The 25549-nt window shown below is 70.6% G+C and carries 28 protein-coding genes; 19 read left to right on the top strand and 9 right to left on the bottom strand.

The genetic code is table 11. The features are described from left to right. The first annotated feature begins 87 nt into the window (after positions 1-87). From A3862_RS19875 to A3862_RS19865, 3 genes are all read left to right on the top strand, one after another. Positions 88-810 (top strand): amino acid ABC transporter permease, encoded by a 723-nt coding sequence (locus A3862_RS19875; RefSeq protein WP_043348617.1) that lies wholly within the window; start codon positions 88-90, stop codon positions 808-810. 56 nt (positions 811-866) lie between these two features. Then, a complete protein-coding gene (locus tag A3862_RS19870) occupies positions 867-1559 on the top strand; it encodes an amino acid ABC transporter permease (RefSeq protein WP_043384934.1) in 693 nt (230 codons plus the stop codon). Positions 1560-1711: 152 nt separating this feature from the next. Further along, positions 1712-2440: an amino acid ABC transporter ATP-binding protein gene (locus A3862_RS19865; protein WP_043385028.1), complete on the top strand. Its 729-nt coding sequence runs from the start codon at positions 1712-1714 to the stop codon at positions 2438-2440. Between the two features lie 11 nt (positions 2441-2451). On the opposite strand, the gene A3862_RS19860 is transcribed toward A3862_RS19865, so the two are convergent. Then, on the bottom strand, positions 2452-3471 hold the full coding sequence (locus A3862_RS19860) for a gamma carbonic anhydrase family protein (RefSeq protein WP_043761153.1): 1020 nt from the start codon (positions 3469-3471) through the stop codon (positions 2452-2454). Positions 3472-3630: 159 nt separating this feature from the next. On the opposite strand from A3862_RS19860, the gene A3862_RS19855 reads away from it, so the two are divergent. Both A3862_RS19855 and A3862_RS19850 read left to right on the top strand, forming a co-directional pair. Next, positions 3631-4098: a molybdenum cofactor biosynthesis protein MoaE gene (locus A3862_RS19855; protein WP_043757480.1), complete on the top strand. Its 468-nt coding sequence runs from the start codon at positions 3631-3633 to the stop codon at positions 4096-4098. A gap of 507 nt (positions 4099-4605) precedes the next feature. After that, complete coding sequence (locus A3862_RS19850; protein WP_043385032.1) at positions 4606-5751, top strand: AI-2E family transporter; 1146 nt, start codon at positions 4606-4608, stop codon at positions 5749-5751. Positions 5752-6291: 540 nt separating this feature from the next. Here the strand turns inward: A3862_RS19850 and A3862_RS19845 are convergent. Beyond that, positions 6292-6522, bottom strand: a complete 231-nt coding sequence (locus A3862_RS19845) for a DUF6894 family protein (RefSeq protein WP_043350926.1) — start codon at positions 6520-6522, stop codon at positions 6292-6294. A 373-nt stretch (positions 6523-6895) separates the two neighbouring features. Beyond that, positions 6896-8128, bottom strand: coding sequence for an amidase (locus A3862_RS19840; RefSeq protein WP_111473914.1), 1233 nt, complete (start codon positions 8126-8128; stop codon positions 6896-6898). Positions 8129-8239: 111 nt separating this feature from the next. On the opposite strand from A3862_RS19840, the gene A3862_RS19835 reads away from it, so the two are divergent. The 6 genes from A3862_RS19835 (at position 8240) to A3862_RS19810 (ending at position 13508) form a co-directional block, all read left to right on the top strand. Next, on the top strand, positions 8240-9226 hold the full coding sequence (locus tag A3862_RS19835; protein WP_043384942.1) for an extensin-like domain-containing protein: 987 nt from the start codon (positions 8240-8242) through the stop codon (positions 9224-9226). Positions 9227-9422: 196 nt separating this feature from the next. Then, positions 9423-9884 carry a hypothetical protein gene (locus tag A3862_RS19830; RefSeq protein ID WP_043350928.1) on the top strand — a complete coding sequence of 154 codons (462 nt, stop codon included), beginning with the start codon at positions 9423-9425 and terminating at the stop codon, positions 9882-9884. A gap of 2 nt (positions 9885-9886) precedes the next feature. After that, the gene (locus A3862_RS19825; protein ID WP_043350900.1) at positions 9887-10549 is read left to right on the top strand and encodes a ribonuclease T2 family protein; all 663 of its coding nucleotides are present in this window, start codon (positions 9887-9889) and stop codon (positions 10547-10549) included. Between the two features lie 66 nt (positions 10550-10615). Then, positions 10616-11464 (top strand): 23S rRNA (adenine(2030)-N(6))-methyltransferase RlmJ, encoded by an 849-nt coding sequence (locus tag A3862_RS19820; RefSeq protein WP_043384946.1) that lies wholly within the window; start codon positions 10616-10618, stop codon positions 11462-11464. Between the two features lie 222 nt (positions 11465-11686). Beyond that, entirely contained in the window at positions 11687-12964 is a 1278-nt protein-coding gene (locus tag A3862_RS19815; protein WP_043350904.1) for a porin, read from the top strand. Between the two features lie 265 nt (positions 12965-13229). Further along, complete coding sequence (locus tag A3862_RS19810; protein WP_043350907.1) at positions 13230-13508, top strand: hypothetical protein; 279 nt, start codon at positions 13230-13232, stop codon at positions 13506-13508. A 43-nt stretch (positions 13509-13551) separates the two neighbouring features. Here the strand turns inward: A3862_RS19810 and A3862_RS19805 are convergent, their stop codons facing one another. Next, positions 13552-14106, bottom strand: coding sequence for a GNAT family N-acetyltransferase (locus A3862_RS19805; RefSeq protein WP_111473913.1), 555 nt, complete (start codon positions 14104-14106; stop codon positions 13552-13554). 190 nt (positions 14107-14296) lie between these two features. Between A3862_RS19805 and A3862_RS19800 the strand changes: the two genes are divergently transcribed. After that, entirely contained in the window at positions 14297-15805 is a 1509-nt protein-coding gene (locus tag A3862_RS19800; RefSeq protein ID WP_111473912.1) for a peptidoglycan DD-metalloendopeptidase family protein, read from the top strand. Between the two features lie 118 nt (positions 15806-15923). On the opposite strand, the gene A3862_RS19795 is transcribed toward A3862_RS19800, so the two are convergent. Continuing rightward, the gene (locus A3862_RS19795) at positions 15924-16265 is read right to left on the bottom strand and encodes a YidB family protein (protein WP_053608349.1); all 342 of its coding nucleotides are present in this window, start codon (positions 16263-16265) and stop codon (positions 15924-15926) included. A gap of 164 nt (positions 16266-16429) precedes the next feature. On the opposite strand from A3862_RS19795, the gene A3862_RS19790 reads away from it, so the two are divergent. Then, positions 16430-16690 carry a hypothetical protein gene (locus A3862_RS19790; protein WP_043757495.1) on the top strand — a complete coding sequence of 87 codons (261 nt, stop codon included), beginning with the start codon at positions 16430-16432 and terminating at the stop codon, positions 16688-16690. 11 nt (positions 16691-16701) lie between these two features. Here the strand turns inward: A3862_RS19790 and A3862_RS19785 are convergent, their stop codons facing one another. Beyond that, a complete protein-coding gene (locus A3862_RS19785; protein ID WP_053608351.1) occupies positions 16702-17094 on the bottom strand; it encodes a YidB family protein in 393 nt (130 codons plus the stop codon). Positions 17095-17217: 123 nt separating this feature from the next. Between A3862_RS19785 and A3862_RS19780 the strand changes: the two genes are divergently transcribed. From A3862_RS19780 to A3862_RS19755, 6 genes are all read left to right on the top strand, one after another. After that, positions 17218-18099, top strand: a complete 882-nt coding sequence (locus tag A3862_RS19780; protein WP_043757498.1) for an alpha/beta fold hydrolase — start codon at positions 17218-17220, stop codon at positions 18097-18099. 131 nt (positions 18100-18230) lie between these two features. After that, complete coding sequence (gene yajC, locus A3862_RS19775) at positions 18231-18563, top strand: preprotein translocase subunit YajC (RefSeq protein ID WP_012319243.1); 333 nt, start codon at positions 18231-18233, stop codon at positions 18561-18563. A 57-nt stretch (positions 18564-18620) separates the two neighbouring features. Next, the gene (secD, locus tag A3862_RS19770; RefSeq protein ID WP_043350919.1) at positions 18621-20225 is read left to right on the top strand and encodes a protein translocase subunit SecD; all 1605 of its coding nucleotides are present in this window, start codon (positions 18621-18623) and stop codon (positions 20223-20225) included. Positions 20226-20453: 228 nt separating this feature from the next. Continuing rightward, on the top strand, positions 20454-21395 hold the full coding sequence (secF, locus tag A3862_RS19765) for a protein translocase subunit SecF (RefSeq protein ID WP_043757501.1): 942 nt from the start codon (positions 20454-20456) through the stop codon (positions 21393-21395). Positions 21396-21408: 13 nt separating this feature from the next. Further along, entirely contained in the window at positions 21409-21807 is a 399-nt protein-coding gene (locus tag A3862_RS19760; RefSeq protein WP_043757504.1) for an Mth938-like domain-containing protein, read from the top strand. Next, positions 21807-22685, top strand: coding sequence for a phytoene/squalene synthase family protein (locus tag A3862_RS19755; protein WP_043757506.1), 879 nt, complete (start codon positions 21807-21809; stop codon positions 22683-22685). Before A3862_RS19760 ends, A3862_RS19755 begins: the two co-directional genes overlap by 1 nt. A gap of 104 nt (positions 22686-22789) precedes the next feature. On the opposite strand, the gene A3862_RS19750 is transcribed toward A3862_RS19755, so the two are convergent. The 3 genes from A3862_RS19750 to serS are packed head-to-tail and all read right to left on the bottom strand — an operon-like array spanning position 22790 to position 25538. Continuing rightward, a complete protein-coding gene (locus tag A3862_RS19750) occupies positions 22790-23437 on the bottom strand; it encodes a protein-L-isoaspartate O-methyltransferase family protein (protein ID WP_053608353.1) in 648 nt (215 codons plus the stop codon). Further along, positions 23434-24198, bottom strand: coding sequence for a 5'/3'-nucleotidase SurE (surE, locus tag A3862_RS19745; RefSeq protein ID WP_111473911.1), 765 nt, complete (start codon positions 24196-24198; stop codon positions 23434-23436). The genes A3862_RS19750 and surE overlap by 4 nt, the downstream gene beginning before the upstream one ends. Next, positions 24198-25538, bottom strand: coding sequence for a serine--tRNA ligase (serS, locus tag A3862_RS19740; RefSeq protein WP_043385037.1), 1341 nt, complete (start codon positions 25536-25538; stop codon positions 24198-24200). Before serS ends, surE begins: the two co-directional genes overlap by 1 nt. Positions 25539-25549 lie beyond the last annotated feature (11 nt).

Genomic DNA, 25549 nt, shown 5'->3' with positions numbered 1-25549 from the left:
TCCGTTCGGTTCGCTTTCATGCCATGATGCGCACCGCGGGCTCCCGCCCGCGGTGCGTCTCTGTAAGTTCACAGTAGAAGCGGCGCGATGAACTACAACTGGAACTGGCGGATCTTCTTCGACGCCTCGCCGGAGGGCACCGGCACGTATCTCGACATGCTGCTCTCGGGGCTCATGTGGACGATCACGACCGCGCTCTGCTCCTGGGTGATCGCCTTCTTCCTGGGCTCCCTGATCGGCGTGCTGCGGACCCTGCCGTCGAAGACCGCGAACACCGTCGGTACCGCCTACGTGGAATTGTTCCGCAACGTGCCGCTGCTGGTGCAGATGTTCCTCTGGTACTTCGTGCTGCCCGAAGTGGTCCCGACCCGGATCGGCGATGCGATCAAGCAATTGCCCGACGCGCCGTTCTACACGGCGGTGGTGTGCCTCGGCTTCTTCACCGCTTCGCGCGTCGCCGAGCAGGTCCGCGCCGGCATCCAGGCGCTGCCGCGGGGCCAGCGCATGGCCGGCACCGCCATGGGCTTCACGACCTATCAGACCTACCGCTACGTGCTGCTGCCCAACGCCTACCGGATCATCCTGCCGCCGATGACCTCGGAATTCCTCAACAATCTCAAGAACACGTCGGTGGCGCTGACCATCGGTCTGCTGGAGCTGACCGCCCGGGCCCGCTCGATGCAGGAATTCTCGTTCCAGGTGTTCGAGGCGTTCACGGCGGCGACGATCCTCTACGTGATCATCAACCTCGTGGTGGTCACGGCGGCGACCTTCCTGGAGAAGGCGGTCGCCATCCCCGGCCAGCGCTGAGGGCCGCCCGCTTCCGTTCCGCCACCCCGCCCGACGGCCACCGGTAACAGGCCCCGATGCTCTCGAATTTCGACTTTTCCGTCATCGTCTCGTCCCTGCCCTACCTGTTCGGTCAGGGCATGGTCTTCACCGTGACGCTCACCGCCATGGCCGCCGTGGGCGGCGTGATCATCGGAACGCTCCTGGCAATGGCGCGCCTGTCGGGCATTCCCGGCCTGTGGCACCTCGCCAAAGGTTATGTCGAGCTGTGCCGCTCGCTCCCGCTGGTGCTGGTGATCTTCTGGTTCTACTTCCTGGTGCCGTATATCGGCGCCTACGTGACGGGGGCCTCGACGCCGATCCAGGTGGGCGCCTTCCCGTCCGCCCTGATCACCTTCATGGCCTTCGAGGCGGCCTACTTCTCGGAGATCATGCGGGCCGGCATCCAGTCGATCCCGAAGGGCCAAACGGCGGCCGCCCAGGCCCTCGGGATGAATTACTGGCAGACCATGGGCAACGTGATCCTGCCCCAGGCCTTCCGCAACATGCTGCCGCTGCTGCTGACCCAGACCATCATCCTCTTCCAGGACACGTCGCTGGTCTACGTGCTGTCGCTCACCGACTTCATGGGCGCCGCCTCGAAGGTCGCCCAGCGCGACGGACGCCTCGTCGAGATGTATATCTTCGCGGCGGTGGTTTATTTCGTGATCTGCTTCTCGGCCTCGTTCCTGGTGCGCCGCCTGCAGCGCCGCGTGGCCATCATCCGCTGACCGACACTGGAGACCGTGCCATGACCTCGTCCCCGATGCCGGCTCCCACCGCCGCCGAACCCGTCGCCGATGCCAGCCACGCGCCCAAGGATGCCGGCCTGCAGTCGGGCGGCCTCATCGCCGGCGCGCCCGCCGTGGCGCCCGGCGAGACGATGATCGCCATCGACAACATCAGCAAATGGTACGGCGACTTCCAGGTGCTGACGAACTGCACCACCAAAGTCGCCAAGGGCGAGGTGGTGGTCGTCTGCGGTCCTTCGGGCTCGGGCAAGTCGACCCTGATCAAATGCGTCAACGCCCTGGAGCCCTTCCAGAAGGGCCAGATTACGGTGGCCGGCACCAAGGTCGCCGACAAGGCGACCAATCTGCCCAAGCTCCGCTCGCGGGTCGGCATGGTGTTTCAGCATTTCGAGCTGTTCCCGCACCTGTCGATCACCGACAACCTCACCATCGCCCAGCGCAAGGTGCTCGGCCGCAGCGCCGAGGATGCCAAGAAGCGCGGGCTCGACCTTCTCGCCCGGGTCGGCCTCGGCGCCCACGCGAACAAGTTCCCCGGCCAGCTCTCAGGCGGCCAGCAGCAGCGCGTCGCCATCGCGCGGGCGCTCGCCATGAACCCGGTGGTGATGCTGTTCGACGAGCCGACTTCGGCGCTGGATCCCGAGATGGTCGGCGAGGTGCTCGACGTGATGGTCGAACTTGCCAAGGAAGGCATGACCATGATGGTCGTGACCCACGAGATGGGCTTCGCCCGCAAGGTCGCCGACCGGGTGATCTTCATGGATCGCGGCGAGATCGTCGAGGACGCCAAGAAGGAGGAGTTCTTCGGCAGCCCCCGCTCAGAGCGGGCCCAGACCTTCCTGTCGAAGATCCTGCAACACTGAGTTGGAGCGCTCTACTCCGACGCCTCCTGCGCGGCCCGATATTCCCGCCCGTGCTGGCAATAGCCCTCGACGATGCGGATCATCATGGCGCGTTTCTCGGCGTCGAGGGCCCCCAGGATCCTGGCCGGGCGGCCGCCCCACAGATAACCGGCCTCCAGGATCTGACCGGGATCCGTGGTGGCGCCCGCCGCCAGCATGACGTCGTCGGCGATCAGGGTTCCTGACGCAATCGTCGCGCCGATGCCGATCAACGAACGTGCCCCGATCCGGCAATCCGAGATCCGGACGTTGTGGGCGATGGTGGTGTCCCGCCCGATCACCACGCCGTCCGCCCGGGTGCGGATGACCGTGTTGTCCTGAATATTGGTATCGGCGCCGACGACGATCGGGCCGACCTCGGCGTTGAGGTCGCAGCAGAACAGCACGCTCGCCCCGGCTCCGAGGCTCACCCGCCCGCGCAGACGGGCGTTGCGCGCCACGAACACGCTGTCGTCGACCTCCGATACTTCCCCGGGCGGGAGAGCGGATCCGTCGCCCATGCGCTCACGCAGCCGCTCGGCGCGCTCGGCGATCTCATCGGCTCCGATCGCTCGGCTCGGACGGGCGGGACTACCGGCATAGGCGTAGCCGCCGGGCAGCGTCGCCCGAGGGAATACGGTCGAGCCCGCCTCGATCACCGCACCGTCGCCGACCTCGGCGCCGTCGAGGATCACCACGTCGTCCTCGACGACCACGTCGGAGCCGAGCGTGCAGGCGTGCACGACGCTGTTGCGCCCGACCGTGACGCGGTCGCCGACCCGGGTGCCGTGCGTCCGGGTGGCGATGTGCACCGTCGAGCGGTGGCCGAGCCAGAAGCGGTCGCCGAGGATGACGGTCTGGCCGTCGGCGCGAATCACCGCCTCGTCGCCGATCCAGGCCTGCGCGCCGATCCGCGCGGCGCCGATCACCGTGCTGCCGCGACCGCACCAGACCGGGCGGCTGACGAAATCCGGCTGCACGCCGTCGTAGGGCAGGATCAGGTCGGGGGTCACGCGGGTATCCTTCTCCAGCGCCGTCCGGAGCACGCGGGCTCATCCGAGGACCGCGCGCCGGGCCGGCAGGGCGCGACGGACCGTCTCATATAGAGGCGGGGCCGGGTGTGACAGGGACGGGACTGGCCCGCAAAGCCGCGGACTCCTATGGATCGGGCCATGAGCGCCCCCGTTCCGAGCATCGCCATCCAGGCCGAGCCCTTCGACACCGCGGCCGAGATCGCCAGCGTGAGCGCGGCGCTGGGCGGCCGGGCGGGCGCCGTCGTCACCTTCACCGGGCTGTGCCGCGACGAGGGCGGGCGGCTGACCGCCCTGGAGCTGGAGCACTACCCCGGCATGGCCGAGGCCGAGATCCGGCGGGTCGCCGACGAGGCGATGGCCCGCTGGCCGCTCCAGGCCCTGCGGGTGATCCACCGCCATGGGCTGGTGCGCCCGGGCGACGGCATCGTGCTGGTGGTGACCGCCGCGAGCCACCGGGTCGCGGCCTTCGCGGCCGCGGATTTCCTGATGGATTACCTCAAGACCCGCGCCCCGTTCTGGAAGCGCGAGCACCTCGCCGACGGCACCACCGGCGGTTGGGTCGAGGCGACGGCTCAGGATGACGCCGCGGCCGGGCGCTGGCGCTGAGGGTCGAGTCCCGGGCCGCGCTGCGCGACACGATCCGCGTCCCGAAGAGGACGAGGCGGCTGGGTTGATCGCCGGTATCGATGTCCGGCCCGGGCCGAGGGCGCGGATCCGGCTGGCGCCGCCGGTGCTCCTGCGGGGGCGCCCGATGGGCCGAAGCCTGCGGTCCGGCGGCGCGCGCGGACAACCGGCGGACGGGCATCCCCGCCCCGCAGCCGCCCGCGAAGGCCGGAGAGAGCCGGCGGTTCAGGACATCGCCGTCCCGAACGCCCGCCGCCATCGGGCGGACGCCTGCGTGTCCCCCCTGCCATCCCGGTCCCGCCTTCGGTGCCCGGACTGACGGGAAGGCCGATCGGGGCATCCGTCGCAGTCGGAGGGTCGAACAAGCCGGGGACGTCGCCGGCGAACCCGGACCATGGTTTCGGGCTCGCTTCACCCTGAGAACCCGCGGTCTCGCCCTTGACCCCTGAGGGCCCAGGGCGTTCGTGAACCCGCGGTGCAGGAGTGATGATGTCGGACAGCAAGCTACAGGACTTGGACGGCCCGGTCGGGCCCTGGCGCGGAACGGCGCCGCTCGCAGCCTCCGGGATCGCCGTGGTGTGCTTCGTGGCGGCGCTGGCGCTGGCCTGGATGTCCGCCGGCACGCTCCTGCTGATCTTCGCGGGCGTCCTCCTCGGCGTGTTCCTCGACGGCCTGACCCGCGGGCTCGGCCGCGTCCTGCCCCTGCCGCGGGCCCTGCGATTGTCCGTCGTCAGCCTCGTGGTGGCGATCGCGGTGGTCGGCTTCGCGAGCTACGGCGGCGCCACCATCGTCCAGCAGGGCCGCGAACTCGGCACCACGATCAAGGATCAGGCGGCCACGGTGTCGGGCTGGCTCTCGGAGCGCGGCATCGACGTGCCGAGCCTCGCCCCGCAGGGCAGCGGCAAGGACGGCTCGACGGATTCGGGCCAGAAGGAGGGCGGCCTCGCCGGCCTCGCCTCCGGCCTGATGAAGGGCAGCGGCTCCTTCGTGTCGGATGCCGGCAGCGTCCTCGGACCGGCCGCGGCGGTGGTCCTGGGCCTGTTCGACGCTCTCGGCAACGTCCTGGTGATCGCCTTTCTGGGCCTCGCCTTCGCGGCCGACCCGAAGGCCTACCGGGACGGGGTCGTCCGGTTCGTGCCTCCGGCGAAGCGCTGGCGCGCCAGCCAGGTCCTCGACGGGGCCGGCGAGACCCTGCGCCACTGGCTGTTCGGCCAGCTGATCATCATGGCGGTGATCTTCCTGTGCACCTGGGCCGGCCTCGCCTTCCTGGGGATCGGCGGTGCGCTGATCCTGGGGCTCCAGGCGGGCGTGCTCGCCTTCGTGCCGACGGTCGGGCCGCTGGTCGCGGGCCTCGTCATCATCCTCGCCGCGCTCGCCTCGGGCACGAAGGCGGTGATCGGCGCGATCGGCGTGTATCTGGCGGTCCAGTGCCTGGAGAGCTACGGCCTGACGCCGTTCATCCAGAAGCGGGCGCTGGACATCCCCCCGGCCACGATCTTCGCCGGCCAGCTGATCCTCGGCGTGATCTTCGGGCTGTGGGGCATCGCCCTCGCCCTGCCCTTGATGGCGGTCATCAAGGTCCTGCTGGAGCAGCTCTACGTGGAGGATACGCTCCACGAGCAGCCGAGCAATTGAGCGGAGGGACTTGCTCCAGGGCGGCCGGCGATCGGATCGCCGCCGCAGAGGGCCTGCCGGCCGAGCTTCCGCGTCGGGGAGCCGGCCCGATCCTCCAGCCTTCCCCGGGAGGGGCCGCCGCACCGCGCATGCCCGGCCTGACCGAAGGACGGCGCGGTTCGAGGGCTTGCCGCCCGCGCGAGGTCGGGGGCGACGGCGCGCCGGTCTCCAGGGGCGGCATCGACGGCCTGCCCGGCGTCCCGAAGGAGAGCGCCGATCAGGCTCCGGCCGCCGCGGTGTCCTCCGGCGATGTCCGACTGTCGGCGGCGCGAAGGCCGACACCGCGGGTGATCCGAGGGCCGCGACGATGCCGGCCGACACATGCGCCGAGCCGAAACCCGCCGAGCCGAACCCCGTCAGGTGCGGCGCCGATAAGCGCGCCCCGAGGAAGAGCGTCGCCGGTTCATCGACGCCGCGCGCGGCAGGGGCAAGTGAGGACGAAGCCGAGTCCGCTTCCGTGCCGAAGCGGAGCGCGACCTCCGGGTCCTTGAGGGAGCCGGCCTATTGGTCCGTGACGGAGAAGCTGGCCCGCGCGACCATGACCAGTCTGCCCGCCTCGTCATAGGCGTGAGCGGAATACTCATTGACCCCGGTCAGGTCGCCTTCGTCGCGCAGGAGTTCCGTCAGGACTCTGCGCAGGAGCTCGCGGAGCGCGCCGTGGCTCGGGAGCTCGACGCCCTCCTCGTCCATGACCGTGACGTGGTTGGTCGTGCTGATGAAGTAGCGTGCCAAAAGACGCTCCACCATGTGGGCGGGAGCGCGCGTCTTCCGGCCGCTAGCGCCCGGGGAACGTTGCCAGCGATGAACCGTGTCTAGTGTCGCGTCGGTGAGCTCACAATCACAAATGTACGCTAGGGGACATAACGCGACATTTTGCGCGGCCGTCATCATCGCGGCCCCGAAGTCGCCCCTTCCGGGCGGCCGCCCGCGCTGCTTGTCCGGAGCCCGCAGGCGAACCAGGACGCCCTGAATGCCGGTGGCGCCGGGATCGGCCGGGTTGGCGGCTCTGGATCCCGGGCGCTGCGCGGTCCCGGAACGGCGGACGGGATGGGCACCCGGCGGCGTCGCCCGAGAGCGTGCCGGTGCGGGTCGCCCTGACGGCCGGTCAGCCGCGCAGCGCGGTCTCGATCATCCGGGCCACCGCCAGGGTCCGGCCGTCGTCGCCGAAGCGGCCGATCACCTGGACGCCCACCGGCAGGCTCTGGCCGGGCACCGGCACGTTCACGCAGGGCACGCCCATCAGCGTCCACAGCTGGTTGAAGCGCGGGTCGCCCGTCGAATCCAGGGTCGCGGGTGCGGATCCCGGCGCCGAGAAGGTCAGGATCGCGTCGTAATCGGCGAAGAGGCCCTTCAGCACCCGCCGGGCGTGATGGCCGTGGCGGCGGGCATCATCGTACTGGGCCGGCTCGATCGCCGCGCCGGCGTCGAGATGCTCGCGGACGCGGGGCGGGAGCGCGTCGGCCTGCGTGTCGTACTCCCAGGCGAGCGCCAGCCGCCCCTCGTAGTTCTGGATGATGCGGTGGCGCTCCCAGGCCTGCGCCAGCTCCGGCGGCAGGGCGAGGTCGCTCACCCGCGCCCCGGCTCGCTCGGCCGCCTGCCGGGCGCGCATCAATGCGGCTTCGGCCGCCGGTTCCGGGGCCTCGGCGAAGTCCTGCCGCACCACGGCGATGCGGGGGGCCGAGCCCGAATCCGCGCCGTCGATCTCCGGGCGTCCGGTGACCAGGGCGAGGGCATGGGCGACGTCCGCGACCCCGGCGGCGAACAGCCCGACCGTGTCGAGGGCCCAGGAATAGGTCTTCACGCCGACCGTGGGGATCAGCCGGAACGACGGCTTCACCGCCGCGCAGCCGCAATAGCTCGCGGGCCGGATCACCGACCCCGCCGTCTGCGTGCCGAGGGCCAGGGGCAGCATCCCGGCGCCCACGGCGGCGGCCGAGCCCGCCGATGAGCCGCCCGGCGTGTGGCCGGGATCGTGCGGGTTGACCGTCTCGGTCGGGTCGCTGCTGGCGAAGGCCGTGGTGGTGGTCTTGGCGAGGGCGACGGCGCCGAGCTGCTTCAGCCGGCTCACCACGGCGGCGTCACCCCGGGGCGTCCAGCCCGCGTAGATCGACGAGCCCATCTGGCTCGGCAGGCCGGCGCAGTCGATGATGTCCTTCACGCCCACCGCGATGCCGGCGAGCGGCCCGGTCTCCGGGATCGCCGGCGCCGGGTCGAGGGTGACCAGCGCGTGCAGGTCCGGCTCCCGCGCGGCGATCGCGGCGCGGCACAGATCGATCGCCCCCGCGGGGGTCAGGGTGCCGGCGGCGATGCGGGCGCGGAGGTCGAGAAGTGAAAGCATAATGCATTCAGTCTGCGGTCCGCGGCGCTGTCAACCGAGACGCCACAGGTCGCGTCATTCCCGAAACGCCGTTGACGAACGCTTTACGCGACCGTGCGCATCGTCCGGGTCATGTGGCGTGGCGTATCCCTGTTCTCGGCTCTGGCGCTGTTCGGCGCGGGCCTCACCGCGTGCTCGATCAATCATTTCGAGCGGCGCGAACCGTGGCGCGATCAGGCGGAGCAGGTCTGCCTGGCCAAGAAGCTCGTCGAGCCCTCGGAGTTCGTCACGCCGATCGCGGCCATGGACGGCCCCGGGCCGTGCGGCATGCAGCAGCCCTTCCGGGTGACGCGGCTCGGCGGCGGCTCCGTCCTGCTGAAGCAGCGGATGACCCTGGGCTGCCCGGCGCTGGCCGAGGCCGAGGCGTGGCTCGCCGACACGATCCAGCCGGCCGCCAACCTCTATTTCGGCGTGCCGGTGGCCGAGATCAACGCGGGTTCCTATTCCTGCCGCGGCCGCAACAACCAGCCCGGCGCCAAGCTCTCCGAGCACGGTTTCGGCAACGCCATCGACGTCATGTCGATCAAGCTCGCCGACGGCCACGTGATCACCGTGAAGGGCGGCTGGCGCGGCACGGAGGCCGAGCAGGGCTTCCTGCGCGAGATCTTCCTCGGCGCCTGCCAGCGCTTCACCACGGTGCTGGCCCCCGGCTCGAACGTGTTCCACTACGACCACATCCACGTCGATCTCGCCCGGCACGACCCGCGCGGTCTGAGGCGGATCTGCCAGCCGATGATCAAGTTCACGCCGCAGCTCGGCACCGGCGTCGAGCGGCCGCTGAGCCGTCCGGTCCCGCCGCAGCGCCAGCCCGCCGCCCCGCAGGCGCCGGTGGATGTGGAGCAGGACGATCCCTACGGCGTGTCGCCGATGTCGAAGGCCGGCGGCGCGACGCAGGTCGCCAGGGCGCCGGCCCGCCCGACCGCGGCATCGGCCTACACCGCCGCGCCGCCGGTGCGGCCGGCGCCACGGATCGCCGCGGCCGCCCCCGAGGAGCCCGCGCAGGACTACGACGAGCCGCTGCAGCTCGGCGCGCCGCCGAGCACGGGGCCGATCTACTGACCGGGCGACGCCGGAACGCGGGTTGACGGGATCGGGCCGCGGGCCGGTCCCGCTCCGGGGGCATCGGCCGGCGAGTGTAGCGGCCGCGCCGCACAGGCCGCCAAAGCACCGGCGCGGGGCCGCCGGAGCTTGACTGGCGGCGCGGCCGGGCCATCGTTCGCGGATGCAGGATCGCACATCCGTCGAGGCACGCGCCATGCGCCCGCTCTTTCACGGCTTCGCCCTCGGGCTGGCCCTTCTCGCCCTGGCCCAGCCGGCGCTGGCCCGCTCGGCCCGGGAGGACATCGAGCCCGCCGAGGAGCGGATCTTCCCCTTCGACGCGCAAATCCCCGGCTGCCAGGACCCGTCGGTGCTGGAGCGGGTCTCGACCAACTTCGCCGAGAAGGAGGCGAAGTTCTGGAATTCGTCGATGACGATCCTGTCCTTCGACACGATCGAGCGCACCGCTTGGCGGCCCTGGGGCCTCGACACCTATCCCCGCCGCTTCTGCACCGCGACCATCACCACGTCGGACGGCGTCCGCCGCAAGGTCGACTACTCGGTGCGCGAGAGCCTCGGGATCATCGGGGCGACCTGGGGCGTCGAGTTCTGCGTCCACGGGCTCGACCGGGACCTCGCCTACGCCTACGCCACCGCCTGCCGGATGGCGCGTCCCTGACCATGCGCAGGCTCGCCGCCGGCCTCGCGGGCCTGCTCCTCGCCGGGCCGGCCGCCGCCCAGGATTACGGCGGCTTCGCCCGTGGCGGCACGCCCGGCGCGTTCGACTTCTACGTCCTCGCACTGTCGTGGTCGCCGACCTACTGCGCGGGGCCGGGCGCACGCCGGGACGACGTCCAGTGCGCCCCCGGTCGCGGCCTCGGCTTCGTCGTCCACGGCCTGTGGCCGCAATATGCCCGCGGCTATCCGGAGAACTGCTCGGCGGTGAACCGCGCGCCCACCCGGCAGGCCATGGAGGTGGCCGGACAAGTCTATCCGAGCGAGGGGCTCGCCCGGTACGAGTGGCGCAAGCACGGCACCTGCTCGGGCCTCGATCCCGCCGCCTATTTCGCGGCCGCCCGCACGGCGCGGCAGGCGGTGACGATCCCCGACGGCCTGACGGGCGGCTCCCCGCCGCAATCCCTCGCGCCCATCGAGATCGCGCGGCAATTCGTGGCGGCCAATCGCGGCCTGCGCCCCGACATGATGGCGGTCACCTGCACCCGCGGGCAGCTCCAGGAGGTCCGGATCTGCTTCGGCAAGGACCTGCGCGGCTTCGCCCCCTGCCCCGAGGTCGCCCGCGGCAATTGCCGGGCGCCCGAGGTGCGTCTCGACGCCGCCCGCTAGGTTTTTTCGGCGTTTTGCGCGCCGGGCGCTGGACCTGGGGCGCCGGATCGGCTTGAGCGCGCGGCCATGAACTATCGGCACGCCTTCCACGCCGGCAACCACGCCGACGTCCTCAAGCACCTCGTTCTGGCGCGGGTGCTCGACCACCTCCGGCTCAAGGACAAGCCGTTCCGGGCGCTGGACGCCTTCGCGGGACTCGGCGTCTACGATCTCGAGGCCGACGAGGCGGCCCGGACCGGCGAGTGGCGGGAGGGGTGGGGCCGGATGGCCGCGCCCTTCGCGCCGGATGTCGAGGCGCTGCTTGCGCCCTACCGGGCCGCGGTGGCGGCGGTGCAGGCGCGCGACGGCGCCACCGCCTATCCCGGCTCGCCCGCCCTGATCCGCGAGGCGCTGCGCCCCGGCGACAAGGGCGTGTTCGTGGAACTCCATCCGGCGGATGCCGCCACGCTGCAGGACCGCTACGCCCGCGATCCCCGCGCCAAGGTGATGAGCCTCGACGGCTGGACTGCGATCAACGCCCAGATCCCGCCGCCGGAGCGTCGCGGCCTCGTGCTGATCGATCCGCCCTACGAGGTGCCCGGCGAGATCGAGCGCCTCGGCGCCCACCTCGCCCGGGCGGTGGCGAAATGGCCCACCGGGGTGTTCCTGGCCTGGTATCCGATCAAGGACACCGAGGCCCTCGACCGGATGGTCCGCGATCTTGATGCCGCCCTGCCCCGCCCGGCCCTGCGGCTCGATCTCCTGATCGAGCGGCCGGGCGACCCGACGCGGCTCACCGGGAGCGGCCTGATCGTGGTCAACCCGCCGTGGCGCCTCGCCGAGGAGGCGATGCTGTTCCTGCCGGCCCTGGCCGAACGGCTGGCCCGGCATGAGTTCGGAGGATTTCGCTGCGATCCGATCGGTCCCGCGGCCTGACACGGTAGACTTGGGCCGTGCCGGGAAAGCTGTTCCGGACGCCCGCAAAGGAAAACGCCGGTCCGCCCGGACGATTGTGGCGGCAAAGTCACATTTCCGCGTCGAACGTGTTCAGCGATAGGGATCTGCCCAAAAAATATGCAACTGCTCTATGTTTGATTTTGTGTCATTCGCAGCGTGATGTCAGCTTGGCCGTAGACGAATCCGAACGAGCTCCGAACCATGCTGAAGCGATCCGCCCTGGCCGGCCTGGCCACCGTGCTGCTGTCCTCGACCAGCATCCTCGCGGCCGATCTGTCGGCCCCGGCGCCGGTTCCCGTCGCGCCCCCCGCCGAGCCGTGCAAGGCCACGCTGATCGGCCCGGCCTATAGCGGCGTGATCAAGGCCAACCCGAATCCGAGCTGCTTCTCCGCGGGTCCGCTCGGGGACCTCTACGTGGGCGGCGCCATCACCGGCTACGGCTACACGCAGTCGAACCCGTTCGCCTCGTTCTCGACCCCGGCGGCGCCCAACGACCGCGACCGGTCGGCCCGGTTCGACTTCTCGAACGTGCAGGGCATCATCCAGAAGCCCGAGGGCGCGTTCCAGTTCTACATCCAGGCCGGCGGCTACTCGATCCCGCAGCTCGGCTTCCCCACGCTCGGCACCTTCACCCAGACCGATCTCCTGTTCGGCCCGGTCCCGGTCGCCTTCGGCAAGATCCAGATCAACGATGAATGGTCGGTCCAGGGCGGCCGGATGTTCACCCTGATCGGCACCGAGCTGCTGTTCACCTATCAGAACCTGAACATCAACCGCGGCCTCCTGTTCGTGCAGGAGAACTTCATCAACCAGGGCGTGCAGGTCAATTACAGCAGCGGCCCGCTCTCGGTGTCCCTCGCGGGCACGGACGGCTTCTTCTCCAACGAGATCACGTGGTTCACCGGCAACGTCGCCTACAAGCTCGACGACTACAACACGATCGGCGTCAACGGCGGCCTGAACGTCGGCCGGACCAACGCCCTCGACCGCAGCCCGCGCTACCAGTTCGCGACGCCGAACCTCCAGCAGAACAGCGGCATCTTCAACATCAACTACACCTACGCGAACGGCCCGTGGATCATCTCGCCGTACTTCCAGTTCACCAATGTCGAGCGGGACCTGCGCGTCGGCATCGCCAACTCGGCGTCGACCTACGGCGGCGCGCTGCTGGCGGCCTACTCGTTCACCGATAATTTCTCCCTGGCCGGCCGCGTCGAGTACACCGAGCAGACCGGCGTCCGCGGATCCGGCGGGACCAACCTGCTGGGCTTCGGTGCGGGCAGCAACGCCTTCTCGGTCACCGTCACGCCGACCTTCACCTTCGACCGGTACTTCTTCCGGGTGGAATACGCCCACGTCGAACTCGGCGGGATCACCCGTGGCAACCTCGCGGAGGGGACGCTCGGCACCGGCTTCGGCCGCACCGGCAACAAAACCTCCCAGGACCGCTACATGGTCGAGACCGGCATCACCTTCTGATCGGATGACCCGGACCGGTTCACGGAACCGGTCACCAGCAAGCCCCCGGCCTCAGGTCCGGGGGCTTTTTGTTGTCTGCTGAAATTGAAGGTGTTCTGGCAAATCGATTGCGACATTTGTAGTAATCGACTTCGTGTATCGACGTATTTTTGTGACGATATGTGCTCGATGAGCCGCAGATCTTGCGGTCGTCTGAACGAGGCTTGCGCCGGTGCTGGGCCGATCCGTATAAAGACCCTGGGACTCGACCGACGGGGCGTTTCGGATGGCTTCGATCGAGGCGCTCGCGGCGACGCTCTGGAGCCTGGCTGCACTGGGCATGACGCCGAAGGCGCTGCGCGTCGCCGTCCGCGAGACGCATCCCGACGCGTCCAGGAAGGATGTGGTGCGGGCGGCCTTCTACGCACTGGTCGCGGTGCAGCCCCGGGACGGGGGCGGGCTGAACGAACTGCACAGCTTCGCCCTGGCGGAGCGCTCGCCGGACGACGAGGCGTCCTTCGCGCTCGGCCCGCGGCGCACGAAGGTGCGGCGGCGTGGAGCCTGAGACCTGAGACCAGCGGTCGGGGTCCGCCCGCCGGCCATGGGGCTCAATCCCGTCTGAGCAGGCGGCGGCCCGGGCGGTGCCCCTCCTCGCCGGTGTCGCGAAAACCCAGCTTCTGCAGCAGGCCCCAGGACGCGACGTTGGCCGGGCCGCATTCCGCCACCACGAGGCGCGCCGGGAAGCGCGCGCCGAGAAGGCCGAGGATCGCCGATACGGCCTCGTAGGCGAAGCCGCGCCCGCGGGCGGCGCCCCCGATCCAGTATCCGATCTCGATCGTGCCGGTGCCGCGCAGATGCGTCCCGACCACCCCAACCAGGTCGCGTCCCGCCGGATCGGGGGCGACACCGGGATCGGCGCCGCCGCGGGTCCAGGCCCCGAGGAAGCAGTCCCGGCCCCGCCGGCCGCTGCGAATCAGATCCTCGGCATCCTGGAGCGTGAACGGGGTCGGCAGGAAGTCCACCGCGGCGGTGATCGCCGGATCGTCGGTGAGCCGGCGCAGGGCCGCTGCGTCCGCGGGCTGAAGGGCGGCGACCGAGAGGCGCGCGGTCTCGATCGCCGGCAGATCGGCCAAGCTGTCGCGCGCGCCGCGGATGGTAAACATGTCCACGATGTGGGGAGCCGCCCAGGTAGGAAAAGGGACGGTCTCGCCCCTGGGTTTCATCCCCGGCACGGCGCGAAACCCTGCGCGCTCCTTCGCTTCTGGGTCGCAGGTATGCGGAACGGGAACGGTTGCTTAACCTGAATCCGTCTTCATTGGGGCATCAGGTTGCGTCAGGCAAACGGGTGTGTCGATGCGGGTGCGCGGTACGGGTCAGATGTTGCGGACGCTGTCGCGCGTCGCGCTCATCGGCATGATCGGCGGGGCGGCCGCCGCCTGTTCCTCGGACGCATCGCGGCTGGGCAACCCATTCTCGAATCCGTTCGACTCGGAGCCTTCCGCCACCGGCAGCCTGCCGGACGGATCCCTGAAGTCGGTGCCGCCGGTCCGTACCGGCCGCATCCAATCGGAGGCGCTGAGCGCGCCCGGCGCCGCGCGTCCGGCCGCCGCCGCGAGTCCGGCCCAGACCCCTGCTGCCGCCCCCGCGACCCGAGTCGCCTCCACCGGCGGCGTCGGCTGGAGCGCCGAGGGCGGCACGCAGATCACCGTCTCGCGCAACGACAGCCTGAACCAGATGTCCACCCGCTTCGGCGTGCCCGCTTCGGCGATCCTGGCCGCCAACGGCCTGAGCAACGCGAGCCAGATCACGCCCGGTCGTCAGATCGTGATCCCGGTCTACAACGCCTCCGGGCTGAACCCCGCCGCGGCCCCGATGTCCGCCCGGCCCGCCCGGGCTGCCGAGGAGAAGCGCGAGGACGCCAAGCAGGTCGAGAACAAGATCGCCGCGAAGCGCGAGGAGGCCAAGGAGGCCGCCCAGAAGCTCGCCGAGGCGAAGGCCGCCAAGGAGGCGGCGCAGAAGGCCGCCGCCGAGAAGGAGGCGGAGCGCAAGGAGGCGCTCGCCCGCGACGCCGCCGCCCGCAAGGTCGCCGACGCCAAGACCCGCAAGGACGCCACCGCGAAGGACGGCGAGAAGCCGAAGCACGTGCGTCCCGGACAGGTCGCCAAGGCCGAGGAGAAGAAGGCCGACGACAAGAAGGCGGATCCGAAGCTCGAGGCGAAGGCGAAGGCCGAAGCCAAGGCCCAGGAAGCCCGCGCCGAGGCGAAGGCCGCCGCGAAGGCGGAGGCCGCCCAGAAGCTCGCCGAGGCGAAGGCCGCCAAGGAAGCCTCCAAGGAGGCGGCCAAGCAGGCCACCAAGGAGGCCGCCAAGGAGGCGGCGCAGAAGCCCGCCGCCGCCGATAAGGTCGCCGCCAAGGAGACGCCGAAGCCGGTGGCCGCCGCGGCTCCTGCCCAGGCCAAGTCCGAGCCCGCCGCCACCGGCTCCGTGGCCGAGGCGACGGAGAACTTCCGCTGGCCCGCCAAGGGCCGGGTGATCTCCGGCTATGGCAGCTCCGGCAACGAGGGCATCAACATCGCCGTCCCGGAGGGCACCCCCGTCAAGGCCGCCGAAGAGGGCACGGTGGCCTATGCCGGCTCCGACGTGAAGGGCTACGGCAAGCTGGTCCTCGTGCGTCACGCCAACGGCTACGTCTCGGCCTACGCCCATAACGGCGAGATCGACGTGAAGCCCGGCGAGAAGGTCAAGCGCGGTCAGACCATCGCGAAGTCCGGCGCGTCGGGCAACGTGACCTCGCCGCAGCTCCATTTCGAGATCCGCAAGGGCGGCGCGCCCGTGGATCCCATGTCACAGCTCGCCAGCAACTGAGCCGACCGGCAAGACGGCGGCACGCGGCGGCGGTCCCGGACGGGGCCGCCGTTTCGCGTTGCGGACCGCCGGTCCGGCCGCGCCGCGCCGGCCTTCCCCGCGCCCGCGCCGTGGCCGCCTAGGCCTTGGGCACCTGCAGGGTCCCGTCGGGGCTGTGGTGGTCCACGGTCTCGGGAAGGGCCTGCGCGAGGGTCGGGAACAGCTCGTCCATCGGGATTCCGAGCTTTCCCGCCATCTGGCGCACCTGATCGTTGTCGAGGACCTTGCGCAGGTCGTCGGCGGTGATCGGCTCGTTGGGCCCGCGGCCGAGCCAGGAATTGACCTGGCTCTCGTAGCCGGATCGCCGGAGCTGATCGAGCAGGGCGTTGAGCCCGCCGGGCAGGACCTGCTGGATCACGCCCGGCAACGCCTTGAGGGCGATCTGCCCCAGCGAGCCGCCGAGGGAATTGAGCAGACTCATGTGGGCCTCGCGTCGAAGGATCGGTCGACGGGAGTCTAGGGCGTCGTCCGGAAAGCGGGAGAGGCCGGCGGCTGCCCCCGGCCCGCGTGAACCGCAATTGAGTCGACAGGACCCGGACTTTGGCCCGGTATGTTGGCCCGGACACGGTTCCACGGTCGACGCGAATGAGAGTCCTGGCACCGTCTTTCGTGCTCGTGGTCGCGGCCGGTGCGGCGGTGGCGCTGCCGGCCGCGGAGACGGCGCGGTCGTCGGAGGCGCGCCCCCTCGCCGATGCCGTCTTCGTTCGGCCGCTCTACGGCACGTACCGGCATTGCGGCGGATCCTGCCTGAAGAGCGGCGCGCTCTCGTGGTTCTGCTTCGCGAAGCAGAGCTGCCATCTGAGCTGCGCGACCGCCCCGCCTCTGATGAAATGCGCGGCCCCATGAGGCCCCGATGATCAGCGGACCTGCGTGCTGAAATTCGGCTGGGGCTTCAGGCTCCCGTTCTCGCTCTGATCGGCGACGGCGGCGGGCAGGAACTCCGCGAGCACGGTGGGAACGCGCGCGTCCGGCACGCCGAGATCGTAGGCGAGCCGCTCGGTCACCGCCTCCGGCAGGCAGGCCGCCAGCGCGGAGGCCGGAACCGGCTGCCGCGTGCCCGGCGAGAGCCACGAATCGACGGCCGCGCCGTGTCCGGTCTCCCTCAGGCGGTCGAGGAAGGCCGCGAGGCCGCCGGGATAGAATTTCGCGAGCGCCAGGGCGAGCTTGCCGCTACCGGTCTCCTCAAAGGCCCGGTCGGCCGCCGCGACCACGTCGCCGATCAGGTTCTTCGCACCGTCGAGCAGTCCCATCGTTCTCCACCGTCGCGCTTCTTCGTCGCAGGAGAAGTCGGGCGCGACGCGGCGGCGGCAAGCGCGTGCGGCAATTGCGCGACGAACCCGTTAGGATCGCCCCGTGGCGAGGGGGAGTCGTTCATGGAACGCGTGCGGGCCGGCGTGCTGGACATCGCCTATCGGGAGTTCGGTCCGCCGGACGGGCCGCCCGCCGTGCTGCTCCACGGCTTCCCCTACGATATCCAGGCCTGCGAGGCGGCGGCCCTGCGGCTCGCCGCCGACGGGGTGCGCTGCCTCGTCCCGTACCTGCGCGGCTACGGCCCGACCCGGTTCCTGGACCCCGCCACGCCGCGCTCGGGCGAGCAGGCGGCCCTCGGGGCCGACCTGCTCGCCTTCCTCGACGCCCTCGGCATCGGGCGCGCCGTGCTCGCCGGCTACGATTGGGGCGGCCGGGCCGCCTGCGTGGTGGCGGCGCTCTGGCCGGACCGGGCCCGGGGCCTCGTGAGCTGCGGCGTCGGCTACAACATCCAGAACATCCCGGCCGCCGGGCGGCCGGTCGCGCCGGAGACCGAGCACCGTCTCTGGTACCAGTACTACCTCCACGGCGAGCGCGGCCGCGCCGGCCTCGCCGAGAACCGGGATGCCTTCTGCCGCCTGCTCTGGCGGCTCTGGTCGCCGACCTGGGCGTTCGACGCGGAGACCTTCGCGCAGACCGCCCGCGCCTTCGACAATCCCGATTTCGTCGACGTGGTGGTGCATTCCTACCGCCACCGCTTCGGGCTCGTGCCGAGCGATCCGGCGTTGGTGAAGATCGAGGCGCGGCTCGCCGCCCAGCCGGCGATCGCCGTGCCGACGATCGTGCTGCTCGGGGCCGATGACGGCGTCGGGCCGCCGCCCGCCACCGATACGGACGCCCGCCACTTCACGGGACCGTACCGGCGTGAGATCGTCGCGGGGGTCGGGCACAACTTTCCCCAGGAGGCGCCGGAGGCCTTCGCGGCGGCGATCCGCGCCCTGCTGTGAGCGCGCCGCATCGGCCTGTCGCTTCGACGTTGCTTTCGGGTAGCCCCTGGCTATAGTCCGCGCGCTTTTCGACAGGTCTGCGGGCGCCTCATCCGGCGGCAGACCTGCACGCTATTCGCAGGAGACGCTCGTTGATCACCCCCGCCTTCGCGCAAGGGGCCGGTGCGGCCGCTGGCGGAGCGGAGATCGCCTTTCAGGTGGTCCCGTTCGTTCTGATCTTCGTGATCATGTACTTCCTGATCCTGCGGCCGCAGCAGAAGCGGGTCAAGGACCACCAGGCGCTGCTGAAGTCCGTGCGCCGGGACGATACGGTCGTCACCAACGGCGGCCTCGTCGGACGCGTGACCAAGGCGTCGGACGACCAGCCCGAGATCGAGGTCGAGATCGCCCCGAACGTGCGCGTTCGGGTGGTCCGGTCGATGATCTCCGAGGTCCGCGCCAAGGGCACGGTGAAAGCCGCCTGAGTTCCCGGTTGAACCGGCCGGCGTCGTGCGCCGGCCCAAAAGAGAAAAAGACGGCCGATGCTGCGCTTCTCCCGTGCGAAGATCATCGCGACACTGGGCTTGATCCTGGTGGGGCTGATGCTCGCCGTGCCGAGCTTCTTCTCGCCCGAGCAGCGCAAGGGCTTCGTCGCCAGCCTGCCCACGTGGTTCCCGAGCTGGATCGTGCCGACCCGCGCCATCGTGCTCGGCCTCGACCTGCAGGGCGGCTCGCAGCTCCTGCTTGAGGTCGACCAGAACGAGCTGGTCGCCTCCCAGGCCAAGGCCCTGCGCGACGACGTGCGCCGCGTGCTCCAGCAGGAGAATGTCCGCGCCGACGGCGGCATCGGCCTCCTGCCGCGCGGCGTCCAGGTGAAGATCGACGACGCCGCCGCCCGGGCCAAGGTCCTGCCGAAGCTTCAGGAACTGTCGCAGCCGATCACCACCTCGATAGGCCAGACGGCGGCCCGCACCCTCGACATCTCCGAGCAGCCGGGCGGCGTGATCCGCCTCATGTTGACCGATGCCGGCATCACCGACCGGACCCGCCGGGCCGTGAGCCAGGGCATCGAGGTCATCCGGCGCCGCCTCGACTCCACCGGCACCACCGAGCCGTCGATCCAGCAGCAGGGCGCCGACCGCATCCTGATCCAGGTGCCGGGCGAGCAGAATCCCGAGCGGCTGGAAAAGCTCCTCGGCTCGACCGCCAAGCTCGAGTTCCGCATGCTCGCCGACAGCCCCTCGGGCGACGTCGACATGCTGCCCTCCAAGGACGAGAAGGGCGCCAAGGTCCCGGTGGAGCGCCGGGTCATGGCCGACGGCGGCGAGCTGACCGACGCGCAGCCCGCCTTCGACCAGCAGTCCCACGAGCCGATGGTGAGCTTCAAGTTCAACCTGCGCGGCGCGCAGCGGTTCGGGCAGGCGACCTCGGAGAATATCGGCCGGCGCATGGCGATCGTGCTCGACAACGAGGTCGTCTCCGCCCCCGTGATCCGCTCGGCGATCACCGGCGGTTCGGGCCAGATCACCGGCAACTTTACCGTCCAGCAGGCCAACGACCTGGCGGTCCTGCTCCGGGCCGGCGCGCTGCCGGCCAAGTTCACCGTGGTCGAGCGCCGCGTCGTCGGCCCGGGCCTCGGCCGCGACTCCATCGAGGCCGGCAAGCTCGCGACCCTGGTAGCGGCGGGCCTCGTTGTGGCCTTCATGTTCGCGACCTACGGGACGTTCGGCTTCATCGCCAACATCGCGCTGATCGTCCACGTCGGGCTGATTCTGGGCCTGATGTCGGTGCTGGAGGCCACCATGACGCTGCCGGGCATCGCCGGCATCGTGCTCACCATCGGCACCGCGGTGGATTCGAACGTCCTGATCTACGAGCGCATGCGCGAGGAGAGCCATGCCGGCCGCTCGCTGATCTCGGCGCTGCAGGCGGGCTTCGACCGGGCCTTCGCCACCATCATCGACTCGAACTCGACCATGGCGATCGCCGCCCTGATCCTGTTCTTCCTCGGCTCGGGCCCGGTGAAGGGCTTCGCCGTAGTCTTCATCCTCGGCATCCTGACGACGGTCATCACCGCGGTGACGCTGACCCGGATGATGATCGCGGTGTGGTACAAGACCTTCCGTCCGAAGACCCTGCCGTTCTGAACGAGTTCACTTTCGGGAGACGCATCACCGGCGGAAGAAGGCCGCTCCAGACCCTCACCTCATCCTGAGGTGCCCGCGTCAGCGGGCCTCGAAGGGGCCCTCCAGACGGCGCTGCGATCCCTGGAGCCCTCCTTCGAGGCCTCCGCTTCGCTCCGGCGCCTCAGGTCGAGGGTGAGGGTGGGACGAGCGGACCGGTGCTGAGATCTCCCAAACGTTAGGTCCGTTTCCATGCGCCTGCTCCGCCTCTGGCCCGATGAATCGCATTTCGACTTCATGCGATTCCGGCGCTTCACCTTCCCGCTCTCGGCGGTGCTGTCGCTCGTCACGGTGGCGCTGTTCCTGACGATCGGGCTGAACTTCGGCATCGACTTCAAGGGCGGGACCCTGGTCGAATTGCAGGCGAAATCCGGCACCGCCGACGTCGCGGCGATCCGGCACACGGCCGCGGGCTTCGGCTTCGGCGAGCCGGAGGTGCAGGAACTGGGCAACCAGGGTACCGTGCTGGTCCGCCTGCCGCTCCAGCCCGGCGAGCAGGGCCAGACCGCGGTGATGAACAAGGCGCACGCCGCCTTCGATAAGGATTACGAGTTCCGCCGCACCGAGACCGTCGGCCCGCGCGTCTCCGGCGAACTCGTGCAGTCCGGCACGCTGGGCGTCGTGCTCTCCGTCGTGGCGGTGCTGCTCTACCTCTGGTTCCGGTTCGAGCGGGAACTGGCGCTCGGCGCCATCGTCGGCACGCTCCACGACATCGTGCTGACGGTGGGCGTGTTCATCATCACCCGGATCGAGTTCAACATGACCTCGATCGCGGCGATCCTGACCATCGTGGGCTACTCGCTCAACGAGACCGTGGTGGTGTTCGACCGGACCCGCGAGCTGATGCGGCGGTACAAGACCATCCCCACCGTCGACCTGCTGAACCTGTCGATCAACTCGACCATGTCGCGCACGGTGATGACGTCGATCTCGTCCTCCCTGTCGCTGCTGGCGCTGGTCCTGTTCGGCGGCGAGGCGATCAAGGGCTTCGCCGTGGTGATGCTCTGCGGCGTCCTGATCTGCACCTACTCGGCGATCTTCATCTCGACTCCGGTGTTGATCTATCTGGGCCTGATGCTCTCGGGCGCCCGCGCCGCGTCCGAGCGGTCCGGCGTCCCGCAACCGGCGGAGTAGTCTTTTTTCCGAGATGGCCGATCAGCCAAATCCGAAGACCTTCGACTCCGGCTTCGTGCCGGGTCGCCACATCATCGACACCTACGGCAATGGCGGCTTCCGCTTCGCCGGGATGTCGCATCGCGGCTCGATCCTGCTGCTGCCCTCGGGGGTTCGGGCCTGGGAGGTGACGGAGCCGAGGGCGATCGACCGGACGGCCCTGCGACCGGTCCAGGCGGAATCGGAGGGGATCGAGTTGCTGCTCGTCGGCACCGGCCTCGACATCGCCGCCATCGACCCCGCCTTGCGGGGCTGGCTCAAGGATTTCGGCGTCGGCCTCGACGTGATGCAGACCGGGGCCGCGGCCCGGACCTACAACATCCTGGTGGCCGAGAACCGCAAGGTCGCGGCCGCGCTGATCGCGGTGGCCTGATGCCGGAGGTCGAGGGCAGGACCACCGAGACCGGGCTCGCCTTCGCGCAATCCCATTGCGAGGATCTCGTGCGGACGGGCGATCCGGACCGCTACTACGCCACCCTGTTCGCCCCAGCCGCCGCCCGTCCGCATCTCTTCGCCCTCTACGCCTTCAGCCTGACCATCGCGCGGGTGCGCGAGGCGGCCTCGAACCCCCTGGCCGGCGAGATCCGCCTGCAATGGTGGCGCGACGCCCTCCAGGGGGAGGCCCGGGGCGACGTGCGCGCCAATCCGGTGGCGGCGGCCCTGGAGGAGGCGATCCGGGTCAACCGCCTCGGTCGCCAGCCCTTCGTCGACCTGATCGACGCACGGGTGTTCGATCTCTACGAGGACCCGATGCCCCGGGTGAACGACCTGGAGGGCTATTGCGGCGAGACCGCCTCGGCCCTGTTCCGGCTGGCGAGCCTCGTGATCGGCAACGGCACAGAGCCGGGCGGCGCGGGGGCGGCCGGCCATGCCGGGGTTGCCTACGGGATCACCGGACTTCTGCGTGCCCTGCCCTGGCACGCCCGCTCGGGGCAGGTCTATCTGCCGGCGGACATCCTCGGCCGCTACGGCGTCACCCGCGAGGACATCGTCACGGGCCGCGGCGGGCCGGGCCTGCGCCGGGCCTGTGCCGACCTGCGCGACCTCGCCCGGCAGCACCTCAAGGCCTTCGAGGCGGCGCGTCCGACCATCGCCCCCTCGGCGGGCGCCGCCTTCCTGCCCACGGCCCTTGTGGAACCCTACCTCGCCGCCATGGAGCGGGCCTCCTACGACCCGCTCAACACGCCCGTCGAACTGCCGCGCTGGCGCCGGCTGTGGCGCCTGTGGCGGGCGGCGCGGCGGGTGGGCTGAGGGTCGCTCCACCGTCCTCGCGAGGGGGCAATCCAGCGGCGCTGCGCTCGCAAATGTCGCCCGGCCCTCGGTCGCTTCGCGGCGCGTGTCCCGTCGGCTCGGCGTCAGAGAACCCGCGCCAGTCCCGGCATCAGCGCCGTCAGCCGCACCGGCGCCCCCGGTTCCGGCTCGGCCTCCGGCGTCGGCAGCACCGCGACCCGGCAGCCGCCCTCGCCCCTGAGGCCCGTCACCAGCCGTCCGCCGGGTTCGAGGGCCGCGCGCCAGTGCTGCGGGATCGCCGCGACGCTGCCGTGGACCAGGATCCGGTCGAACCCCCCGTCCGGCAGGTCCGGGGCCAGCCCGTCCGCCCGGACGACATGCACCTCGGACAGGGCCGCGAGCCGCCGCGTCGCCGCCCCGGCCAGGGAGGTGTAGCGTTCCAGGCTGAGCACCGCCCCGGCCCCGAGCTGGGCGAGCAGGGCGGTCACGTAGCCCGAGCCCGTGCCGATCTCCAGGACGCGCTGGCCCGGCTCGAGCCGAAGCAGCGCCAGCATCAGGGCCACGGTGGAGGGGGCCGTCATCGACGCCCCGCAGGACAGCGGCAGGGCGATGTCCCGCCGCGCATGCTCCCGATGCTGCGGCGGCGCGAAGGTGTCCCGGGGCACCTGTTCCATGGCCCGCAGCACCGCGGTGTCCCGCAGGCCCCGGCCCCGGAGCGCCATGACGAAGGCCGCGTTGCCGGCAGCCTCTTCCAGGCTGCCCAGATCGATCACTCGGCGAAGGCCTGCGCGAAGCGCGTCAGCGTCGGCTCGTCCGTGAGATCGAGGCGCAGGGGCGTCACCGAGATCCGCTTCTCGGCGATGGCTTTCAGATCCGAACCGTGGCCCGGCTCGAACTGGGCCTTGGCGAAGGCCAGCCAGAAATACGGGTTGCCGCGCCCGTCGACCCGGGCGTCGATGGACAGCAGCGCCTGATTGCGGAAGCCCTGCGCGGCCACCGCGATGCCCTGCACGTCGGCCGGTTCGCAATCCGGAAAATTCACGTTGACCAGGATGCCGGGCTCGATCCCGGTCTCCAGGATCTTCCGGACGACCTTCGCCCCGTGCGTCCGGGCGCAGTCCCACTTGAGGGCGCCGCGTCCGCCCACCCCGTAGGCTTGGCTCAGCGCGATCGAGCGGATGCCGAGGATCGTCCCCTCCATGGCGGCCGCGATCGTGCCCGAATAGGTCACGTCCTCGGCGACGTTCTGGCCGCGGTTGATCCCCGACAGGACGAGGTCCGGCCCGTGGTCGCCCAGGATGTGGCGCACGCCCAGGATCACGCAGTCCGACGGCGTCCCCTTCACGGCGAAACGCTGTTCCGAGACCTGCCGCAGGCGCAGCGGGTCGTTGAGCGACAGCGAGTGCGACACGCCGGACTGGTCGCTCTCCGGCGCCACCACCCAGACGTCGTCCGACAGCTCCCGGGCGATCTCCTCCAGGGTACTGAGCCCCGGCGCGTGGATGCCGTCGTCGTTGGTGACCAGGATGCGCATCAGCGGGTGCCCTCGATCCGGTTGAGCCCGCCCATGTAGGGGTGGAGCACCGACGGGATCGTGATGCTCCCGTCCGGGTTCTGGTAATTCTCCATCACGGCGATGAGCGCGCGGCCGACCGCCACGCCCGAGCCGTTGAGGGTGTGGACATAGGCCGGCTTGCCGTCCTTGCCCCGGTAGCGGGCGTTCATCCGCCGGGCCTGGAAGTCGCCGCAGACCGAGCACGACGAGATCTCGCGGTGGGTGCGCTGGCCCGGCACCCAGACCTCGATGTCGTAGGTCTTCTGCGACGCGAAGCCCATGTCGCCGGTGCAGAGGGTCATGACCCGGTAGGGCAGATCCAGCTTCTTCAGAACCGCCTCGGCGCAGGTGAGCATCCGCTCGTGCTCGGTGGCGGATTCCTCCGGCGTGGTGATCGAGACCAGCTCGACCTTGTTGAACTGGTGCTGGCGCAGCATGCCGCGGGTGTCGCGCCCCGCCGACCCGGCCTCGGCCCGGAAACAGGGCGTCAGCGCGGTGAAGCGCAGGGGCAGCTCCTCCTCGCGGAGGATCGACTCGCGGACGAGGTTCGTCAGCGGCACCTCGGCGGTGGGGACGAGCCAGAACTTCTCGGTGTTGCCGGAGGCCGGGTCCGCCGCGGAGTCCAGCGTCTTCACGGCGTCCAGCCCCTTGAACACCGAGAACTGATCGTCCTCGAACTTCGGCAGCTGCGCGGTGCCGAACATGGCGGCGTCGCGCACCAGAACCGGTGGCGCCACCTCCAGGTAGCCGTGCTCCTGGGTGTGCAGGTCGAGCATGAACTGGCCGAGCGCCCGCTCCAGCCGGGCGAGCTGACCTTTCAGCACCACGAAGCGCGCGCCGGACAGCTTGGCCGCCGCCTCGAAATCCATCAGGCCGGCGGCCTCGCCGAGTTCGAAATGCTCGCGGCCCTCGGTAAGCCGCTCGCGGGTCGCGGCGTGGCTGCGGTAGAGGACGTTGCCGTGCTCGTCGGCGCCCTCCGGCACGTCAGGTTTCGGCCGGTTCGGGATCGCGGCGAGCTTGTCCGCCAGCGCCTTGTCGGCCGCGTCCTGCGCGGCCTTCAGCTCCGGCTCGGCGCCCTTCAGGGCCGCGACCTCCGCCATCAGGGCGGCGGCGCGGTCCTCGTCCTTGGCCTTCTTGGCGCCGCCGATCTCCTTGGCCAGGGCGTTGCGCCGCTCCTGGTTGGCCTGCGCGGCCGAGACCGACGCCTTCCGCGCCTCGTCCAGCGCGATCAGCGCGGCCGAGAGCGGCGCGAGGCCCCGGCGGGCGAGGTCGCTGTCGAAGGCGTCCGGGTTCTCCCGGATGGCGCGGATGTCGTGCATCGAGTCGGCTC

Origin of the sequence: Methylobacterium sp. XJLW, assembly GCF_003254375.1 — a bacterium.
GTDB classification, from domain to species: Bacteria; Pseudomonadota; Alphaproteobacteria; order Rhizobiales; family Beijerinckiaceae; genus Methylobacterium; species Methylobacterium fujisawaense.
Note: the sequence above shows the minus strand (reverse complement) of the source record. Positions and strands in the feature narration are given on the sequence as shown.

Excerpts from the sequence above, each read along its gene's own strand:
- A3862_RS19875 (WP_043348617.1), top strand. The coding sequence starts at position 88 with ATGAACTACAACTGGAACTGGCGGATCTTCTTCGACGCCTCGCCGGAG.
- A3862_RS19870 (WP_043384934.1), top strand. The coding sequence starts at position 867 with ATGCTCTCGAATTTCGACTTTTCCGTCATCGTCTCGTCCCTGCCCTAC.
- A3862_RS19865 (WP_043385028.1), top strand. The coding sequence starts at position 1,712 with ATGATCGCCATCGACAACATCAGCAAATGGTACGGCGACTTCCAGGTG.
- A3862_RS19855 (WP_043757480.1), top strand. The coding sequence starts at position 3,631 with ATGAGCGCCCCCGTTCCGAGCATCGCCATCCAGGCCGAGCCCTTCGAC.
- A3862_RS19850 (WP_043385032.1), top strand. The coding sequence starts at position 4,606 with ATGTCGGACAGCAAGCTACAGGACTTGGACGGCCCGGTCGGGCCCTGG.
- A3862_RS19840 (WP_111473914.1), bottom strand. The coding sequence starts at position 8,128 with ATGCTTTCACTTCTCGACCTCCGCGCCCGCATCGCCGCCGGCACCCTG.
- A3862_RS19835 (WP_043384942.1), top strand. The coding sequence starts at position 8,240 with ATGTGGCGTGGCGTATCCCTGTTCTCGGCTCTGGCGCTGTTCGGCGCG.
- A3862_RS19830 (WP_043350928.1), top strand. The coding sequence starts at position 9,423 with ATGCGCCCGCTCTTTCACGGCTTCGCCCTCGGGCTGGCCCTTCTCGCC.
- A3862_RS19825 (WP_043350900.1), top strand. The coding sequence starts at position 9,887 with ATGCGCAGGCTCGCCGCCGGCCTCGCGGGCCTGCTCCTCGCCGGGCCG.
- A3862_RS19820 (WP_043384946.1), top strand. The coding sequence starts at position 10,616 with ATGAACTATCGGCACGCCTTCCACGCCGGCAACCACGCCGACGTCCTC.
- A3862_RS19815 (WP_043350904.1), top strand. The coding sequence starts at position 11,687 with ATGCTGAAGCGATCCGCCCTGGCCGGCCTGGCCACCGTGCTGCTGTCC.
- A3862_RS19810 (WP_043350907.1), top strand. The coding sequence starts at position 13,230 with ATGGCTTCGATCGAGGCGCTCGCGGCGACGCTCTGGAGCCTGGCTGCA.
- A3862_RS19805 (WP_111473913.1), bottom strand. The coding sequence starts at position 14,106 with ATGTTTACCATCCGCGGCGCGCGCGACAGCTTGGCCGATCTGCCGGCG.
- A3862_RS19800 (WP_111473912.1), top strand. The coding sequence starts at position 14,297 with ATGCGGGTGCGCGGTACGGGTCAGATGTTGCGGACGCTGTCGCGCGTC.
- A3862_RS19795 (WP_053608349.1), bottom strand. The coding sequence starts at position 16,265 with ATGAGTCTGCTCAATTCCCTCGGCGGCTCGCTGGGGCAGATCGCCCTC.
- A3862_RS19790 (WP_043757495.1), top strand. The coding sequence starts at position 16,430 with ATGAGAGTCCTGGCACCGTCTTTCGTGCTCGTGGTCGCGGCCGGTGCG.
- A3862_RS19785 (WP_053608351.1), bottom strand. The coding sequence starts at position 17,094 with ATGGGACTGCTCGACGGTGCGAAGAACCTGATCGGCGACGTGGTCGCG.
- A3862_RS19780 (WP_043757498.1), top strand. The coding sequence starts at position 17,218 with ATGGAACGCGTGCGGGCCGGCGTGCTGGACATCGCCTATCGGGAGTTC.
- secD (WP_043350919.1), top strand. The coding sequence starts at position 18,621 with ATGCTGCGCTTCTCCCGTGCGAAGATCATCGCGACACTGGGCTTGATC.
- secF (WP_043757501.1), top strand. The coding sequence starts at position 20,454 with ATGCGCCTGCTCCGCCTCTGGCCCGATGAATCGCATTTCGACTTCATG.
- A3862_RS19760 (WP_043757504.1), top strand. The coding sequence starts at position 21,409 with ATGGCCGATCAGCCAAATCCGAAGACCTTCGACTCCGGCTTCGTGCCG.
- A3862_RS19755 (WP_043757506.1), top strand. The coding sequence starts at position 21,807 with ATGCCGGAGGTCGAGGGCAGGACCACCGAGACCGGGCTCGCCTTCGCG.
- surE (WP_111473911.1), bottom strand. The coding sequence starts at position 24,198 with ATGCGCATCCTGGTCACCAACGACGACGGCATCCACGCGCCGGGGCTC.
- serS (WP_043385037.1), bottom strand. The coding sequence starts at position 25,538 with ATGCACGACATCCGCGCCATCCGGGAGAACCCGGACGCCTTCGACAGC.